The organism is Isosphaeraceae bacterium EP7 (genome assembly GCA_038400315.1).
Classification (GTDB): Bacteria; Planctomycetota; Planctomycetia; order Isosphaerales; family Isosphaeraceae; genus EP7.
The window spans coordinates 2,745,593-2,762,001 of the sequence record CP151667.1; the positions used below are offsets into that span (position 1 = coordinate 2,745,593).

15 protein-coding genes are annotated in these 16,409 nt (G+C 69.4%); 3 read left to right on the forward strand and 12 right to left on the reverse strand.

Features of this window, described 5'->3' with window-relative positions:
* Positions 1 to 270: 270 nt before the first annotated feature.
* The gene (gene bshB1 / locus EP7_RS10470) at positions 271 to 963 is read right to left on the reverse strand and encodes a bacillithiol biosynthesis deacetylase BshB1 (protein WP_463527799.1); all 693 of its coding nucleotides are present in this window, start codon (positions 961 to 963) and stop codon (positions 271 to 273) included.
* Positions 964 to 1,170: 207 nt separating this feature from the next.
* Between bshB1 and EP7_RS10475 the strand changes: the two genes are divergently transcribed.
* A complete protein-coding gene (locus EP7_RS10475; protein WP_463527800.1) occupies positions 1,171 to 1,494 on the forward strand; it encodes a hypothetical protein in 324 nt (107 codons plus the stop codon).
* Between the two features lie 22 nt (positions 1,495 to 1,516).
* Here the strand turns inward: EP7_RS10475 and EP7_RS10480 are convergent, their stop codons facing one another.
* Positions 1,517 to 3,067, reverse strand: a complete 1,551-nt coding sequence (locus tag EP7_RS10480; protein WP_463527801.1) for a phytoene desaturase family protein — start codon at positions 3,065 to 3,067, stop codon at positions 1,517 to 1,519.
* 248 nt (positions 3,068 to 3,315) lie between these two features.
* On the opposite strand from EP7_RS10480, the gene EP7_RS10485 reads away from it, so the two are divergent.
* Together EP7_RS10485 and EP7_RS10490 are read left to right on the forward strand one after the other, a co-directional pair.
* On the forward strand, positions 3,316 to 3,624 hold the full coding sequence (locus EP7_RS10485; protein WP_463527802.1) for a Rieske (2Fe-2S) protein: 309 nt from the start codon (positions 3,316 to 3,318) through the stop codon (positions 3,622 to 3,624).
* A gap of 72 nt (positions 3,625 to 3,696) precedes the next feature.
* Entirely contained in the window at positions 3,697 to 4,692 is a 996-nt protein-coding gene (locus tag EP7_RS10490) for a GNAT family N-acetyltransferase (protein WP_463527803.1), read from the forward strand.
* A 168-nt stretch (positions 4,693 to 4,860) separates the two neighbouring features.
* Here EP7_RS10490 and EP7_RS10495 read toward each other — a convergent pair whose 3' ends face one another.
* The 10 genes from EP7_RS10495 to EP7_RS10540 all read right to left on the reverse strand — a co-directional run bounded on the left by EP7_RS10495 (position 4,861) and on the right by EP7_RS10540 (position 16,285).
* Entirely contained in the window at positions 4,861 to 7,119 is a 2,259-nt protein-coding gene (locus tag EP7_RS10495; protein ID WP_463527804.1) for a M56 family metallopeptidase, read from the reverse strand.
* Positions 7,116 to 7,499, reverse strand: coding sequence for a BlaI/MecI/CopY family transcriptional regulator (locus tag EP7_RS10500; protein WP_463527805.1), 384 nt, complete (start codon positions 7,497 to 7,499; stop codon positions 7,116 to 7,118). The genes EP7_RS10495 and EP7_RS10500 overlap by 4 nt, the downstream gene beginning before the upstream one ends.
* Positions 7,500 to 7,742: 243 nt before the next feature.
* Positions 7,743 to 8,891: a ribosome small subunit-dependent GTPase A gene (gene rsgA, locus EP7_RS10505; RefSeq protein WP_463527806.1), complete on the reverse strand. Its 1,149-nt coding sequence runs from the start codon at positions 8,889 to 8,891 to the stop codon at positions 7,743 to 7,745.
* 124 nt (positions 8,892 to 9,015) lie between these two features.
* Positions 9,016 to 9,714, reverse strand: coding sequence for a CAAX prenyl protease-related protein (locus EP7_RS10510; RefSeq protein WP_463527807.1), 699 nt, complete (start codon positions 9,712 to 9,714; stop codon positions 9,016 to 9,018).
* A 73-nt stretch (positions 9,715 to 9,787) separates the two neighbouring features.
* A complete protein-coding gene (locus tag EP7_RS10515; protein ID WP_463527808.1) occupies positions 9,788 to 10,660 on the reverse strand; it encodes a DnaJ domain-containing protein in 873 nt (290 codons plus the stop codon).
* 339 nt (positions 10,661 to 10,999) lie between these two features.
* Positions 11,000 to 11,887 (reverse strand): J domain-containing protein, encoded by an 888-nt coding sequence (locus EP7_RS10520; protein WP_463527809.1) that lies wholly within the window; start codon positions 11,885 to 11,887, stop codon positions 11,000 to 11,002.
* Positions 11,888 to 12,040: 153 nt separating this feature from the next.
* The gene (locus EP7_RS10525) at positions 12,041 to 12,718 is read right to left on the reverse strand and encodes an HAD family hydrolase (protein WP_463527810.1); all 678 of its coding nucleotides are present in this window, start codon (positions 12,716 to 12,718) and stop codon (positions 12,041 to 12,043) included.
* A gap of 27 nt (positions 12,719 to 12,745) precedes the next feature.
* A complete protein-coding gene (locus EP7_RS10530; protein ID WP_463527811.1) occupies positions 12,746 to 13,729 on the reverse strand; it encodes an NAD-dependent epimerase/dehydratase family protein in 984 nt (327 codons plus the stop codon).
* Between the two features lie 16 nt (positions 13,730 to 13,745).
* Complete coding sequence (locus EP7_RS10535; RefSeq protein ID WP_463528402.1) at positions 13,746 to 15,377, reverse strand: fatty acid CoA ligase family protein; 1,632 nt, start codon at positions 15,375 to 15,377, stop codon at positions 13,746 to 13,748.
* A 41-nt stretch (positions 15,378 to 15,418) separates the two neighbouring features.
* The gene (locus EP7_RS10540) at positions 15,419 to 16,285 is read right to left on the reverse strand and encodes an alpha/beta fold hydrolase (protein WP_463528403.1); all 867 of its coding nucleotides are present in this window, start codon (positions 16,283 to 16,285) and stop codon (positions 15,419 to 15,421) included.
* Positions 16,286 to 16,409 lie beyond the last annotated feature (124 nt).

The window sequence follows — 16,409 nt, forward strand, 5'->3', positions numbered from 1 at the left end:
ACCAGCCGACTACATTTTTTTTGAGATTGAGGCGGAGGGGAGTGAACCTGGGCGGAGACGTGCACGGGACTGGATCGGTCGTCGAATCGACTCGACCCGCGTGACAAGGGCCATTTCTACGGGGTCGAAGCATCGGAGTCAACACGTTCTCCGCCCCTTTTTTCGATTACCGGGGGCCTGGTAAAGGGGGTCGTCTGGGGACGTTTGAACTGGCGCCCCCCCGAGTCGGCCTGATTTAAACTGGAAAGATTGAGCTTGTCGGGTTGAGAATCAGAGGAGGACTTGATCCAGCGAGGAGAGGCCCAGGGGCTCACGGCTGGCGAACGGCTCGCCGTGCCGGACGCCGATGGTCTGTCCCCAGAAGCGGGTCCGGTCGCAGACCGCGTCGATGACGCCGGGCCGGCCCGCGGGCTGATTGTCGACGAGCTGGGAGCGATAGGCGTTCATCGCCCGGACCTTGGCGTCGAGCTGGTCGGAGATGTCGAGGACGAAGCTGGGGCGCTCGACGATCCGCAGGTGGACGCTGAAGTAGTAGAAGATCCGGGCGGGGTGGAAGGGCTCGCCGGGGATGTCGCTCTTGGAGAGCTTGCTCCAGAACCGCGCGTCCTCGACGAGCCTGGTCGCGGCGAGGTGGTCGGGGTGGGCGTCTTCCCAGTAGGGGGCGAAGAGGAGCCTGGGGCGCACCTTGCGGAAGACGGAGGCGATGGCCCTGCGATGCTCCAGGGTCGCCTCCAGGTTGCGGTTGGGCAGGCCGAGGTTCATCCGCCAGGGGGAGCCCAGGGCCAGGTTGGCGGCCTCGGTCTCCTTGCGACGGCCCTCGACGCTGCCCAGGGGGGTGGGCTCGCCGGTGGTGAGGTCGAGGATGCCGACCTTCCAGCCGGCGGCGAGCAGCCGGGCGATGGTGCCGCCCACGCCCAGTTCGGCGTCGTCGGGGTGGGGGGCGACGACCAGGGCGTCGAGCATGAGAGGGCTCCTCGGGACGGGTGCGGGCGTTGCGTCCGTGCCACTCTAAACGACCGAGGGGGGCGAATCGAAGGGGGATTGGGTGGCTCGGCGAGCGAAGGAGTCGGGCGTGGCATGCCGATCGCTTAGACTCGACCGACGACCGCATCCTCCCCCCCCTTCACCCGGCTGGGCCGCCGCGAACCGGCCGTGAACCGAGGAGCCACCATGACGGCGACCCCCACCGATCTGACGCTCGTCGATGCGCCCGATGCGGGTTCATCACTTGCCATTACCACCCTGACCGAGCTGCCCAGGGACCTGGGGGTGCTGCTCCTCGCAATGGGAATGGTGGGGGTGGCCGCGCCCGGTGTCCCCGGGACGCCCGCCCTTCTGGCCGCCTGCGTCGTCCTCTGGCCCGAAGGCTTCGGCTGGCTGGAACACCGGTTCGCGCGGCGTTTCCCCAGGGCGCATCGGTCGAGCCTGAACCAGGTCACTCGATTTCACAGGGATGTGGAACGCCGGTACCCGTCCTGCCCCAGGCTGAACTGACGGCGGGGCACGCGGCCCGCCGTCAGGCGACGAACGGGGCCTTCAGCTTGCGCCAGGGCTGGCCGGTGATGCGCTCGACGACCCGTGCGGCGGAGAGGACGGTGGCCATCGTCCCCTGACCCGGGAAGACGGAGTCACCCACCAGCCAGAGGCCGGGGCCGAGCGCGTTGGGGCCCACGGCCAGCAGGTTGCTGTTGCGCCTGGAGACCGGCGGCCCGCCGACGGCGCCGAGGGTCCGCCTGGTGTAGCGGCGGAAGCTGCGCGGCGAGGCGAACTCCTCATGCCGCAGGGCGCCCGGCGCATCGGGCAGGGCACGCCCCAGCGCGGCGAGCAGCCGTCCTCGATAATCGGCCTTGCGTGCGGCATAGGTGGCCGCGTCCAGGCCGTCCCAATCTTGCGGGCGGGTGTGAGTCGACAGGGTGGCGACCCGGACGGAAGGGGGGCCGTAGCCCTCGTCGCCGGGGGGCGAGAGCGAGACGAGCACGTTGTTGCCGTCGTGCGGCGGCAGGTCATACGACTGCAAGACCTGGTGGAACAGCGGCGCGTCATCCGGCACCGCGGCGGCGCCGATGGCCAGGTAGCCGGTGAACGCGCCCCAGGCCGCGCGGCTCTTGCGTTCTTGCCCGCCCAGTCGGCCGACGAGGGGCCTGGAAAGCAGCGCCGCGGCCAGGTCCACCGGCAGGTTGAAGGCGACCTGCCGCGTCTTCAGCCGATCTCGCCGCCTGGTCGTCACGACGAACCCGCCGCGCCCGGGGTCGGCCTCGACGCGATCGACGATCGTGCCCGTGCGCAGGCTTCCGCCCAGCGCGGCGAACCGGCCGCCGAGCCCCTCGGCCAGCGCCTTCATCCCGCCGACGGGCCGGGCCATGCCCAGGCGGTAGGCGTGCAGGCAGGCGGCGGCATTGGAGAACGGGACGGTCTCGGGCCCCGCCTGCGCCGTGTCTTGCAGAAGCATGGCGATGAACGCCAGGAACGGGCGGTCGCGATGGAGGCCGAGCAGCCGCAGGACGTCGAGGACGGAGAGCGTCCAGGTCGAGGCCGCCAGCAGGCCGCGCGGGCCGAGAATCGCCAAATTGTGCGCCCAGTCGGCCGGAGATAGCGTGGGCAGCCGCGGGATGCCCCCCGCGGCGCGGAAGAGGGCCGAGCCGACGGCCTCCTGCAAACCCCAGAAGAGGCCCCGGGCCCGATCGTGCCCCGGGAAGGCGAGCCTGGAATCGGCCAGGAAGGTGGCCGGCGGCGTGCCGATGAGCAGCCGACGATCGGGCAGGCAGACGCGATAGCCGGCGCGGGGGACGTGCTCGAAGCGGGCCCCGACGGCGGCGAGCAGGTCGCCGATCGGCTGGCCGGGCTCCAGGCCCATCAGCGCGGTGGCGCCCGCGTCGAAGGTGTAGGGGCCGCGGCTGAAGTAGCCCGCGCAGCCGCCCAGGTGGGTGTGGGCCTCAAGCAGCGCGACCCGGCATCCGGCGCTCGCGGCCAGACCCGCCGTGGCAAGCCCCCCCATGCCGGCTCCGACGACAACCAGGTCGAACTCGACCGCTTCGCCCGCCAATGGCCCGCCCTCGCCCCGATTCACGACCGGCCCCCGGTAGCACGGCCCACCCGGTCATCTTGGGCGCCGGGGAGCCGGTCGGCGAGGTGCGGCCCGCCCGTGCCCGGGGATTTGTCATTCAAAAAAATGCGTGTTTGCCGATTGGGCGATCGCCGGGGGGCGGGCGTCATCGCGGGGATTCGGATGTCGCACCGGCCCCGGGTCGGGTAAGATCGTCGGGAAACCGGGCGCCCGCGGGATGACCCGCCTGGGGATCATGGGAGTCGTTGTTGATGCCTGGTTTCGTGAAGATGGCGACCCTGGACGAGCTGCCACCGGGCGGCTCCAAAGAGGTGGAGCACGACGGCCGGATTTACGCCCTGTTCAACGTCGACGGGATCATCTCGGCGATCGACGGGATCTGCCCGCACCAGGGGGGCCCCCTGGCCGACGGCCCGCTCGACGGGACGTGCGTGACCTGCCCCTGGCACGGCTGGCAGTTCGACGTGCGCACGGGCAAGTCGTCCCTGAACGGGAAGCTGAGCCTGCCGACGTTCGAGGTGAAGCTGGACGGGGCCGATGTGCTCGTCTCGGTCGCCTGACGTCGCGCCACGCCTCGGACCTCGCCGCATGGTCGTCGGACGCTCCTCCCCAATCCCACTCAAGCCCCCCGAGTGCCGTTGACGCGCCTGAGGACGTTCCGCAACACCGACCCGCCTCGGCTGGCGTCGCTCTGGAATCGGGGGCTACCGACGATCGCGGTGGCGCGCCCGCTGGCGGCCCACGAGTTCGACTCGCTCGTCCTGGACAAGCCGCACTTCGACCCCGCCGGGCTGCTGGTGGCCGAGGACGACGCCGGCCATGTGATCGGCTTCGCGCACGCCGGATTCGGCCCGCTGGACCCGTGCGGAGAGGTGCGCGGGCGCGACACCGAGCTGGGCGTGATGGCGATGTTCGTCGTCGACGAGGAACGGATGGACTCCGACGCCGAGGACGCCCTTTGGCTGTCGGCCGAGCAATACCTCAGATCGCGCGGGGCCACCGTGCTGTACGCGGGGGGCCAGTACCCCGTCAATCCGTTCTACTGGGGGATTTACGGCGGCAGCGAGTACGCCGGAATCCTGTCGTCGCACGTCGCGTTCCACCGGGTGGCCCTGCGCATGGGCTACGAACCGACGTCGACCACGGCCGTCCTTGAGGCCAACCTCAGCGAGCCCGAGCCCCGCGACCCGCGCGTGGCCGCCCTCCGGCGCCAGGTCCGGCTGGACGTGGACGAGGACTCCTGGCTGGACTGCTGGTGGGACGCCGCCGCCATCGGCGCCTACCGGCCGACGACCTATCGCCTCCGACCGCGCAACGACGAGACCGAGCTCGCATCGGCCATCACCTGGGACATGGACGGCTTCTCGCGACTGGACGGCCGCACCCGGCTGGGCCTCATCGACGTCGAGGTGCCCCACGAGCAACGCCGCAAGGGCTACGGCCGCTTCCTCGTCCGCGAGATCATGCGCGAGGCCCGCAACCGGATGATCGACATCCTCTGCGTGCAGACGACCTCGACCAACCACCCCGCGCTCGCCCTCTACGAATCCATCGGCTTCCACCGCCTGGAAACCGCCACCCTCTACCGCCTGCCCGCCGACAAGATGGGCCGCTCGACGCCGCACTGAGCGGTTCGGCGGAGGGTCACGCCAGCTCGCGCAAACGACACGTTTTCACGACGTCTCGACCGCCCGGGATGGATCGGTGAACCAGATCGGCACGCCCGCGTTGCGGGGCCCTGACATCCGGGGGCGTGCCGTCGTGGATGGTTCCTCACGCATCGAGCCCGGCGAACCCTAGGGCTTCGGGACCTTCGGTCGGTTGATGACGGGCCGGTCCCGGACCTTGCCCGCGTTGCCCTCGGTCTCCAGCATCAAGGCCAGGACGGGCTCGAACATCAAGGCCAGGTCGGCGAGCGTCCCGAACCCCTCGGCCTGGAGGCCGATGGAGGGGCCCTCGGCCCGGATGCGGAGGTTTGCCAGGAACGATGTCGCCATGCGGCGAGCCAGTTCGACCGACCGGAAATCCGGCGTGCCCGGCGGCGATGCGGGTTCGGCCTTCTCGACCTTCGCCTTGGCCAGCGTCAGGAGCGAATCGATGGCCCGGGTGACTGCCGACGACGCACCGCCGTCGACGCAACTCGCGGCGGCACGGAAGGCCATGGAGTCGTGTTCGTCGACGCTGAAGATCCAGCGGTCGACTCCCTTGAGCAGCGAGAGGACCAGCGCGTCATCGGGCCTTCCCAGGTCGTAGCTCTTTCCCAGGGCGCCGCCCTGGTTGTCGAGGACGACGGCCAGCAGGCCGCGGCAGGCACGCTCCCAGTCGGCACTGAGCAGAGAGGCGGATTTCGAAGGCCCGCCGCGATTGACCAAGGCGCGGATCTCCGCCTCGTCGTCGACGACGGTGGTCCGGTCATCGGGCAGATAGATGCAGATGTCCCAGTTGCCAGCGCTCTGCGGCGGCCCGGTCAATTTGTAGTAAATGCGACCGCTCTCGCGAACCTCTTCGAGGTTGCAATGCCACTGGCGGAGGAACCGGGGCCAGTCGAAGGGGGCGGCGGTGCGAATGGTCATCCCGCGTAACTCGAGCCTGTGAAGCGGGGCTTCCTGCTGGACGCCCCCCGGGCCGAAGCCGACGCCTCGGCCGAAGCCGACGCCGCAGGTGACCCACTCAACGTCCTCGAAGCCGAGCCTCAGGAAGCCGGGTGCGGACGTGTCGACCTTGAGCGATCCGGAGAGAATGGCAAGCTCGGAATTGAACCAGTCCGAGATCAAGGGAAAGGGGAAGGGCCGGGCCTTCCTCGCCAGGCGGAGCGCCGCGGCGGGGCGAAAAGCGATCAGGCCGGCCATCCCTTTGCGGGCGTGGGGCGTGTTGAACGGGGTCTCGGTCGTGGGCAAGGCCGGCGGGCCGGGCTCCGCCGATGCCAGGACTGGCGCGGGGGCCTCGTCGTCCGCGGCGCGTGCGGGGCCGCGGAGCATCGCCGGGCCAATCGTCAGGCCGAGCAGGGCGAGGGCCGTGGTGAGGCGCCAGGCGCCCGAAGAGGGCCGTTGGCCTGTTCCCGTTTCGTTCTGATCTCGCAGCATCGTGATCCTCCTGATCAGGGTCCCGCGGCCCGGGAGGAACGCCCTCGCCGGCCAGCTTGGGGACCGTCCATCTTGCTTCAGGGCCAGGCTCGACAGCGCCAGCAGGTACGTCACCCGCCCGCCAGCGAACCGGGCGCCCAGGGCGTCGGCCGCCTGCTCCTGCTGGAGCTGGAGCCGGCCGGCGAGCCAGCGCACCAGCGGGTGGTACGCATTCAGGACCACGGCGAGCCTGGCGACCAGGCCCGCCACATAGTCGTCCCTGAGGATGTGCGCCAGCTCATGCGCCAGCACTGCGCGTCGCTCGGGCGCGTCCCAGGTCCGCCAGTCGTCCGGGAGCAGAATTACCGGTCGCCGCCATCCCGCCGTGGCCGGCGTAGTCAGTTCGGCCACCTCTCGCAGCTCGACGGCCGGGCGACAGTCCATGGTTCGGCGTAACTCGTCGAGAAGGCGGGATAGCCCGGGATCGTCGACCGGTCGCCCGCGGAGCCGGCAGATCCGGATGGCCCAGAGGCCGCCGACGAGCCGGAGGAGGCCGAAGCCGGTTGCGGCCAGTGCGAATATTGCGACCACGCCACCCCAGGGCCTGAACCTGGCCGCGGGCTCCGCAACGCCCCGATCGATGCGGGCCCAGGCCCGCCGCAGGCCCGAGAGATCCCAGCCGGCTTCGGCGGCCGTGGGAGCAACTGCGTCGGGGCCATTGGTGGCGATGGCGTCGTCCCGCGGGTCGACCGAGGTTGATTTTGGGGCCACCGCCACGGACGCGTGCCCGGTGGAGATCGCGGCGAAATGGCGGTCGACGCCGATCAGGCCGCTGAGGCTCAGGGCGACGACCAGGGCGAGCGTCAGGGTCGCGACCCAGGCGCCTTGGGCCGGGCCTCGCCGCGAGGCGATCCCATGCAGGGCCAGTGCGGGGACGCCCAGGAAGGTGACCTGCGCGGCGATCCAGGCGAGCGTGATGCCGAGGTCGTTCATCGGTCCTGCCCCTCCAGGATCCGCACGAGCATCGCACGCTCCTCGGCCGTCAGCTTGCGCTGGTCGACGAGCCGGCGAAGCAGCTGGGCACGCGATCCGCGGAAGACACGCTGGACGAGGTCGCCCAGGAGCCGGCCCGAGACGTCCTCGTACGACCTTTCGGCCCGGTAGCGGAAGGGACGCTCGCCGTTGAGCTGGCTCAGGAACCCCTTCTCCTGGAGGGCCCTGACGAGGTTGGCGATCGTCGTGTAGGTGCGGACCAGGCCCGTCGCCTCGAGCCGGTCACGCGCCTCGGCGGCCGTGGCCTCGGCCTGCGACCAGAAGACGTGCATGACTTCCAGCTCGCGATCGGTCAGATCCTTCGCAGGCGGACGTCCCATGGCGGGCCCTCCCTTGGCCGCTCAAATTTCATTCTCCAAATTTGGTTTTCATAACTTAGCGGGCATGGCACGCATGTCAATGCAAAAAATAACCCGCGACGAGCCGGAAGTCTGCCGACTCCGGCGTTGTCGACCTGGAGACGAGTCACGGCCGTGCCGGCCCCGAGACTCCGAGGATCGAACGGGCTCGATCCCACCGGGACGGACGATCAGATGCCGATCACGCGCCGAGGAGGGCCCGGATCAGCCTTCTTCCAGGGGCTGGCCGAAGTAGAGCTTCATGTAGCTCTCGTAGCGGCCGGCATGGATGAGGCCCAGGTGGACGGCGTCCTTGACGGCGCAGTCGGACTCGTGGGTGTGGGAGCAGTCGGGGTATTTGCACTTGGGGATGAAGGGGCGGAACTCGACGAAGTAGGCCTCGACATCGGCCTGCTCGACGCCCCAGAGCTCGAACTGGCGCAGGCCGGGGGTGTCGACGACGAAGCCGCCGGATTCGAGGCGGATCAGCTCGGAGTTGCTGGTCGTGTGCTTCCCCTTGCCGGTCCACTCGGCCACCTCGCCGATGCGCAGGTTCAGGCCGGGCTGCACGGCGTTCAGGAGCGAGCTCTTGCCGACGCCGCTCTGGCCCGAGAAGGCGGTGGTCCCCTCCTTGAAGAAGGAACGCAGGCGGTCGATGCCCCGGCCGTCGGCGGCGGAGGTGATGAGGGTCTCGTAGCCGAGCTGAGTGTAGAGGCCGACGATCCACTGGAAGTCGACGACGTCGACGAGGTCGGCCTTGTTCAGGATGATGATCGGCTGGACGCGGCCGATCTCCGCCGAGATCAGGTAGCGGTCGATGAGCGGGAGCTTCAGGCCCGGCTCGTCGAAGGCCGAGACGATCAGGATGCGGTCGACGTTGGAGACGAGCACGTGCTTGTGCTTGCGGTACCCGCGCGAGATGGTCCGGGTGCGGGCGTCGATCTTCTCGACCATCCCCTCGCCGTTGGGCTCGGGCCTGAACCAGACGCGGTCGCCGACGGCGATGACGTTGCGGCCGTCGATGGCCATCGTCTTGAGGATGCGCCTGACGTTGCAGCGGTAGCGGTCGCCGTCGTCGGCCTCGACCACCGAGATGAGCCCGTGGACGCGGATGACGCGGCCGTGCAGGCACTCGGTGAGGTCAACCGAGATGAGCGACCCCTGGTCGTCGCCGGCGTCGGCCCGCTCCTTGTCGGTCCCCTCGGTGACGATGGTGCGCTTGCGCGAGAGGTCTCCCTTGGCGCGCACGCGCTCGGCCGAGGCGTGGTCGAGCCGCACCTGGTTGTCGTTGCGAAAGTCTTCGGTCAGGTTATTGTCGCGGGTCCGCTTCTGGCGGTTCTTCTTGAAGCTGACCCGGATTTTCTTCTTGGCCAAGCGCGTGCGACCTCGGGCGTTGGGATCTCGGGCGGCGCCCCTGCCTGCCGGCGCCTCGACTCAAGGCTAAGGCCCGGAGGGCTCGTGCGTCAATCAAGATGGCCCGTGACAGGGCCCGGCCGCCTCACCAGAACCGGTAGGCGCCCGACCAGAGGACGTAGATGCCAAGCGTCAGGTTCGCGATCGCGTGGCTGGCCACGCAGGCCGACAGGCTCCCCGTCCACTTTAAGAGCCAGGCCCAGGCCAGGCCCGTGAGCAGCGCGGGAAGCCACTCGGGATGCGCCAGGGCGAACGCCACCGAGCTGACCCCGGCCCCGAGCGGCGTGACCAGGCCGACGGGGACCTTCTCGAAGTCCTGGTCGATCACCCAGCGCACCAGGAACGACCGCCAGAACAATTCCTCGATCAGCGGGACCACCGCGACCAGCCCCAGGAACCGGACGGCCAGGAACGCATACCGGCCCGGGGCCGAGGAGATGGACTTGGGGTCGAAGCCCGCCCGATTGCCCGAGAGCGACCCGAACGTCGGATACTTCCCATCCAGGCCGACCCAGACCGCGATCACAAGCACCCCGAGCGCCGCTGCCACGAGCCAGCCGAGCGGGCCCGGCAGCGGCTTCAGGTCGCGCCAGGCCGACCGGCAGAGCCAGGCGACCGCGATGACCACGGCGAGCTTGGCGGTGTAGGCCAGCGGGTAGGCGGCCGGCGGCACGTAGCCCTCCAGCGACGTGAGCGAGAGGAACGCGATAATCGGCGACAGGTGGGCCCAGGGGGGCTGGGTGATCGCCGGGAAGCGGGAGGGTTCCGGGGTCGGGTCGGTCATGCGGATCATCCACCGGGATCGGGATCAGTTCGATGGCATGACCCGGATCATGCCACAACGGGGACGGCACATCTCAGACTCGAGGCTGCTTCTCGAGGTGTTTTTCGATCCGATCGTGAGCGGCATTGATCTCGCTCATCCTCGTCTGCTCGGCCCCGTCCCGACCCGGATTGTGCGCGAGCCGGTCGGGGTGCCAGACCTGCACGAGGGCGATGTAGGCCGACCGGATTTCCTCCCGCGTCGCCATCCTCTTGAGCCCCAGGACTTTGAGGTCCTCCCGGAACCGAGCCTCCTCGGCCTCTCGCTTCAGCCGCTCCCGATCGTCCTCCTCGCGATCCGCGTCCCCGCCCGGTGGGAGATAGCTCCGCGAGCCGGGACGGGCATTGATGGTCCCGGCGAGATGAATATCGGAGAGGAAATCGACGTAATTCCTGACTTTTTCGGCCCGAGTCCGTCGCCGCGGCCACTCGAAGGTGACCCGGCGATGCGGCGGGACGAACGTGAGCAGCCAGACGGCGCCGGGCGACCCGATCAGGCCGAGTTTAAGGGCGTAGAACCACCATTGCGTCGCCTGCGAGGAAGTGACCCCCGAGAGGAATCCCGGGATTTCCCCGTCGTGAGACGGGTCGCTGAACCAATCGATCGTCATCGCGGAACAGGCGTACCAGGAGACCGCGAACGTCAGGCCAGTCAGGAGCTGCGTGACCTGACGATCGATGCGGCGGTGTGTGAAGAGCAAGGCGACGAGGCCCGAGAGCCAGAGGCCCAGGGCCGAGGCCGTCCCGACGTCGAACCTCGGGGCGGCATGAGGCGACGATGGGCGTGCCCACAGGAACATCAACCATTCCGCGCCGAAGAAGGCCAGGCACGACGCGAGGTACCAGGCGACGACGACGGCCGCTCCGGAGAGGAACCGCGTCTGCCTGGAGGAGATCCGGATCGCCATCAATTTCGTCCGATTCCGCGGAAGTCGACGGCCACAAGCTCTGGCCCAGGGTGCGACGATCGAAAACTAGGACAGATCCAGGGCATTGTCCGCATCGTCGGGTCGGCGCCATGCTATTCGTCCGGACAGGCAATCGCCAGCCAGGAATCGATCCGACTCTGCAATTTTTAGCACACATCCCGACAGGCCGCGGGAAATGACACTCGGGCCGGGGCCCGCGCGGCTGCCGGTGTGCCGCCCGAACGTCCACCGACACGCCGGGCCCTTTCCGGCGGGGACGATCGTGATGGAGATCGGCCCATCCTCTCGTCGATCATTCCGGCGCGAATGGGGACCGCTTCAGCCGCAGGTTCGATTCGCGAGATGGAGTTCAAGCCTGTCATGCGCGGCGTTGATCTCGCTCATCTTCTCCTGGGCAACCGCCCGCAGGTGCGGGTCGATCGGGAATCGATCGGGATGCCAGGCCAGCACCAGGCTGCGGTAAGCCTGGCGGACCTCCTCGGCGGTCGCCCCGACCTTCAGCCCCAAGATCCCCAGGTCACTCCTCGAACCGGGCGAGTCGAAGACTTGAGTCGATCCCCGTCCGGGGCCGTCATTCCGGGGCGGTTCACGGCGGGGTGGAGGATCGGCGATCGCCGCGAACACGCCCCCGAGGCGGGCGTCCCCTTGGATCCGGGCACGCCGGCCGCCCAAACGTCTAATGCTTAATTTCTCATAGATTGATTCAACGAGGTCGCGGCGATATCCGACGCTCTCCCGGCGATGCATCGAGCGGAACGTGAGCAGCCATGCGGGTGCGGGCAATCCGACCAGGGCGAACCGGAGGGGATAATACCACCAGTCGGACTTCTCCGCCGGCGGATGGGCCGCGTCAAACTCGGGATTTCTCGCGACGGCCGACGGTTCATTGAACCACTCGATCGTCGTCACCAGGCACAGGTACCAGGAGAACGCGAAGGGCAGGATCGTGACGTATCGAAGGAACTGACCGTCGATGAATTGCTGCACGAGGAACATCGAGGCTAGGCCGACGAGCCACATCGCCAGGGCGGCGAACGTCGCGTGATCGAGGATCATCACGGCGTGTCGCGAATGCGGAGGCCGGCAATGGTCGATCAGCCACAACGCGCCGCCATAAGCCAGGATCGAAGCGAGATACCAGCCGAGGGCGATGGCCGCTCCGGAGAGGATCCTCATGGTGCCACGCGGATGGGGCCGGGTCGCCATCGAGATCGTCCGCTCGAATGAGAAACGACGGCCGCATCCGACGGCCCATCGCGCGAGGATCGCGGATCAATCAGGGTACCGCGATCCTGACCACGTCTTGAAGCCGGCTCCACGCGATTCGTGCGGACAGGCGATTGCCAGCGCCGCCGACGATCAGCCCCGCGGAGATCCCAGCAGCCTCAGCACGGCCGGATCGTCGAGGCGGTCGACGAGGAGGTCGGCGGCGCCCAGTCCCGTGGCGGGGCTGTGGTCGTGGGGGATCCCGACGGCGTAGGCCCCGGCGGCCTTGGCGGCGGCGATCCCGGTGGGGCTGTCTTCCAAGACGAGGAGGTTCGACGGGTCGACGCCGTGGCGGGCGGCGGCCTTGCGGTAGATCTCGGGGGCCGGCTTGCTCTCGGTCACGTCCTCGGCGCAGAGGGTGAACGCGAACCGGTCGAGCAGGCCGTGGCGGCTGAGCAGGCCCTCGGCGTACTCGCGGCGCGAGGAGGTGGCCAGGCAGATCGGGAGCTTACGCTTGCCGATTGCGTCCAGGAGGGCGAATAGGCCCGCGGTCGGGTGAACGGACGTGTCAAGCACGGCGAAGAAGCGTGCCGTGACGTCTTCAAGGAGTTCCTCGGGCGTCTCGTCCAGCCCCGCCATCCGCTTGAGCGCGGGGAAGGAGACGTGGGCCTGCTTGCCGAGCATCGCGGCCATGATCTCGGGGGTGAAGTCCTTCCCCTTGTCGGCCATCATCTCTGTGATGACACGATGGGCGAGCGCCTCGGTGTCGAACATCAGGCCGTCGAGGTCGAAGGCGATGGCACGGATTTCGGGGGCTGCGACGACATTCATGGGGTGACGTTGCTCCGTGCTGGGGTCCTAGGCGAGCGAGGCGGCCAGGCGGCTCAAACCCTCGTCGAGGGAGATCCGGGGGTTGTAGCCCAGGTCGCGGCGGGCGGCGGAGAGGTCGAACCAGTGCGCGTGGGAGAGCTGGCCGGCCAGGAACCGGGTCATCGGCGGCTCGGCCTTCATACCGAAAAGGCGGTAGCCGGCCTCCAGGATCGCGCCCGCGGCGTAGGCCGTGCGGGGGGAGACGGTCTTGCGCACCGGCGGCAGGCCCGCGGCGGCGAGGATCCGGTCGACCAGGTCCCAGACGGGGACGGGCTCTCCCTGGGCGATGAAATAGGCCCTGCCCGCCGGGGGGGAGCCGGGGGCCAGGCGGTCGGCGGCCAGTAGGTGGGCGTCGGCGGCGTTGTCGACGTAGGTGGAATCGACGAGCTTGGGCGCATGCCCGATCCGCCTGAGCTTGCCGGCCCGACCGCGGGCGATGATCCGGGGGACGAGGTGATTGTCCCCGGGGCCCCAGATCAGATGGGGCCGGAGCGCGACGGTGGCAAAATTCGGGCCGTTGGCGGCGAGCACGAGCCGCTCGGCGAGCGCCTTGGTGGCCGGGTAGGGGGCGTCGTACCGATCGGGATAGGGGGTCGACTCGTCGGCGTTTTCCAGGTCGTGGCCGCCGAAGACGACGCTCGGCGAGCTGGTGTAGACGAGGCGGCCAACGCCCGAGGCGCGGCAGGCGTCGACGACGTGGCGGGTGCCGACGTGATTGACGCGGTCGAACTCGACGTAGGGGCCCCAGACGCCCGCCCTGGCCGCGACGTGGAAGACGACGTCGACCCCGCCGACGGCGCGGGCGACGGCGGCAGGATCGGACAAGTCGCCCCGGATCTGGTCGACGCCCAGGGCTTCGAGCACAGGGTAGGCGTTGCGGGCGAGGCTGCGGACGGAGTCGCCCCGGGCGACGAGCTGGCGGGTGATGGACAGGCCGAGGAAGCCGCCGGCGCCGGTGACGAGGGCGTTCATTGAGGAGGGGCCGAGATCATGGCTGCCTCCGGAGGCGGCGGGTGGCCCAGGCGGCAAGCTTCTCGCGGAAGATCTTGGAGTTGTGGCGGATGTCGACGGGGAACGAGGGGTGGAAGAGGATGGTGGTGATGGCGCTGGTGTAGGGGGAGGTGGCGCCCAGGGCCAGAAGCTCGCGGCGCAGGCGTTTGCGGCCGATGAGCCAGGACCACTTGGTGGGCTCCACGCAGAGGACCGGGCGCATCGAGCCGGGGATGCCGATCCCCACCAGGGCGCTGCGGGCGACCTCGGGGTGGGTGTTGAAGATCGCCTCGCTGGGGATCGTGTAGAGGGTGCCTCCCTGGATCTGGACCCGGTGCGCCTTGCGGCCGCAGAACCAGAGGCGGCCCTTGCCGTCGCGATAGCCCAGGTCGCCCATCCGGTGGAAGAAGCCGCCGGTGGCGGGGTCCTGGATCTTGGCCAGGGCGGTGGCGTCGGGCAGGCGGAAATATTCGCGGGTGACGTTGGGCCCGCGGACGACGAATTCGCCGACCTCGCCGTCGGCGACGAGCAGGTCGTCGGACCAGGTGGGGATGGGCGCGTCGCTGGTCCTGATAATCTCGACACGGACCCCCGGCACGGGGCGACCGACGCAGACGCCGTGGCCCAGGTCGGTCAGGCGGCGGGTGTCGAGGAGCAGCTCGTCGGAGCCGATCGAAGCGACGGGCAGCGCCTCGGTGGCGCCATACGGGGTGTAAAGCTGGACGTTGGGGGCCAGCATGGTGGCGAACCGCTCGACGACCTTGGCGGGGACCGGGGCGCCCGCGGAGATCACCCGACGAAGCGAGGGGAGCTTGATGTTCTTCTCGGCGCCATAGAACCCGACCCGGCGCATGAGGGCCGGGGAGCCGAACATGTTGGTGACGCCGAAGTCCTCGATGGCCTCGATGATCTTCGTCGGGTCGACCCGCGCGGGGCGGCTGGCGTCCATCTCGGGGATGATGGCGGTCATCCCCAGCGCGGGGCCGAAGAGGGCGAAGAGCGGGAAGGTGCAGAGGTCGATCTCGCCGGGCTGGATGCCGTAGACGGCGCGGAGGATCTCGACCTGCGCCGCGAAGATGGCGTGGGTGTACACGGCCCCCTTGGGCGGGCCGGTGCTGCCGCTGGTGAAGAGGATGGCGGCGACGTCATCCGGCTGCACGCGGGCCATGGTGTAGGGGGTGGCGAAGTTGCCGGCCTCGTACACCTCGTCGAGCGTCCGGCCGTTGCGCGGCCTGTGCTTGCTGACGGAGACGAGGACGCGGATGCTCTCGCGGCCCCAGCCCAGCACGGCGCGGGCGGCCAGCGCCTTCTCGGTGCCGATGAACGCCGAAGGCTCGGCGTCGGCCAGGCAGCGGCCGATGTTCCTGACGCCAATGCCCGGATCGATCAGGACCGGCACCGCGCCGGCCTTGAAGAGGGCGAAGGTGAGGGCGAAGAACTCGAGGCTCGGCTTGACCATCAGGGCCGTGCGGGCCCCCTTGCTGACGCCCAGCCCTTCCAGGCCACGGGCGATCGCGTTGCTGTCGCGGTCGAGCTGCTGGAAGGTCCGGTGGGTGTGCCGGGCCCGGCCCTGGCGGTCGCGGCCCGAGGGGCAGACGACGGCGAGCGAGTGCGGGCGCGACCGCGCCATGTCCGTCAGGGCCTCGGCGATGTTGACGATCAAGGGGTCGTTCAACGCGGGTCGCCTTCGGCCGGAGAGGGCGTGGTGGGGGACTCGATCGGGTGGTCGTCCAGGAACCTGCCGATCAGGGGGATGACGGCGTCGGCCTCGTCTTCCAGGATGTAGTGGCCGGCCTGCTCGAACCGGTGGACCTCGGCGGCCGGGAAGCGGCGGGTCCACTCGTCGAGGAAGTGGCGGTCGAAGACGAAGTCGCGCAGGCCCCAGGCGATCAGCATCGGCGTCTGCGAAAACTTGGGCAGCGCGGCCTCGGTGGCGGCCACCGTGTCGTAGGCACGCTCGCCGGGCTTCAGGGGGATGTCCTGGACGAACCGGTGGACGGCCCGGCGATTGGCCCAGCTGTCATACGGGCGAATATAGGCGGCGCGGAGGTCGGCGGGCATCGGGTGGTGGGTGCAGCCCTGGCTGGCGGCGCCCCGCGCAAACAGGTTCAGGCCGCGGACCAGGAAGGCGGACAGCGGCGAGTTGCGGGAGAACCACAACTGCCAGGGGAACCGTTTCGACTTGGGGAGGCCGAAGGCGGCCGTGTTGAGGATGACCAGCCGCTTGATCCGATCCGGGTGCCGCGCGGCGTAGCCCATGCCGATCATGCCCCCCCAGTCGTGCACGATCAGGGTGACGTCGCGGGTGACGCCCAGATGCTCGAGCAGGGCCTCCAGGTCGTCGATGCGCCTGGAGAGCGTGTATTCATACTTCGAATCGTCGGGCTTGTCCGACCGGCCGCAGCCGACGTGGTCGGGGACGATCACCCGACGGCTCCCGGCCAGCGACTCGGCCAGGTTGCGATAGTAGAACGACCAGGAGGGATTGCCGTGGACCATCACGACGGGCTCGCCCGAGCCCTCGTCGAGGTAGTGCATCCGCGGGCCGCCGGGCCTGGTCTCGAAGTCGCGTCCGGGGTGGTCGCGGACGAAGACGTCGTAGGGCGAAGCGTCGCCGGCACGGGTTGCGGTCGGGATCGTCGTCGGGTTCGTCACGGTGGTC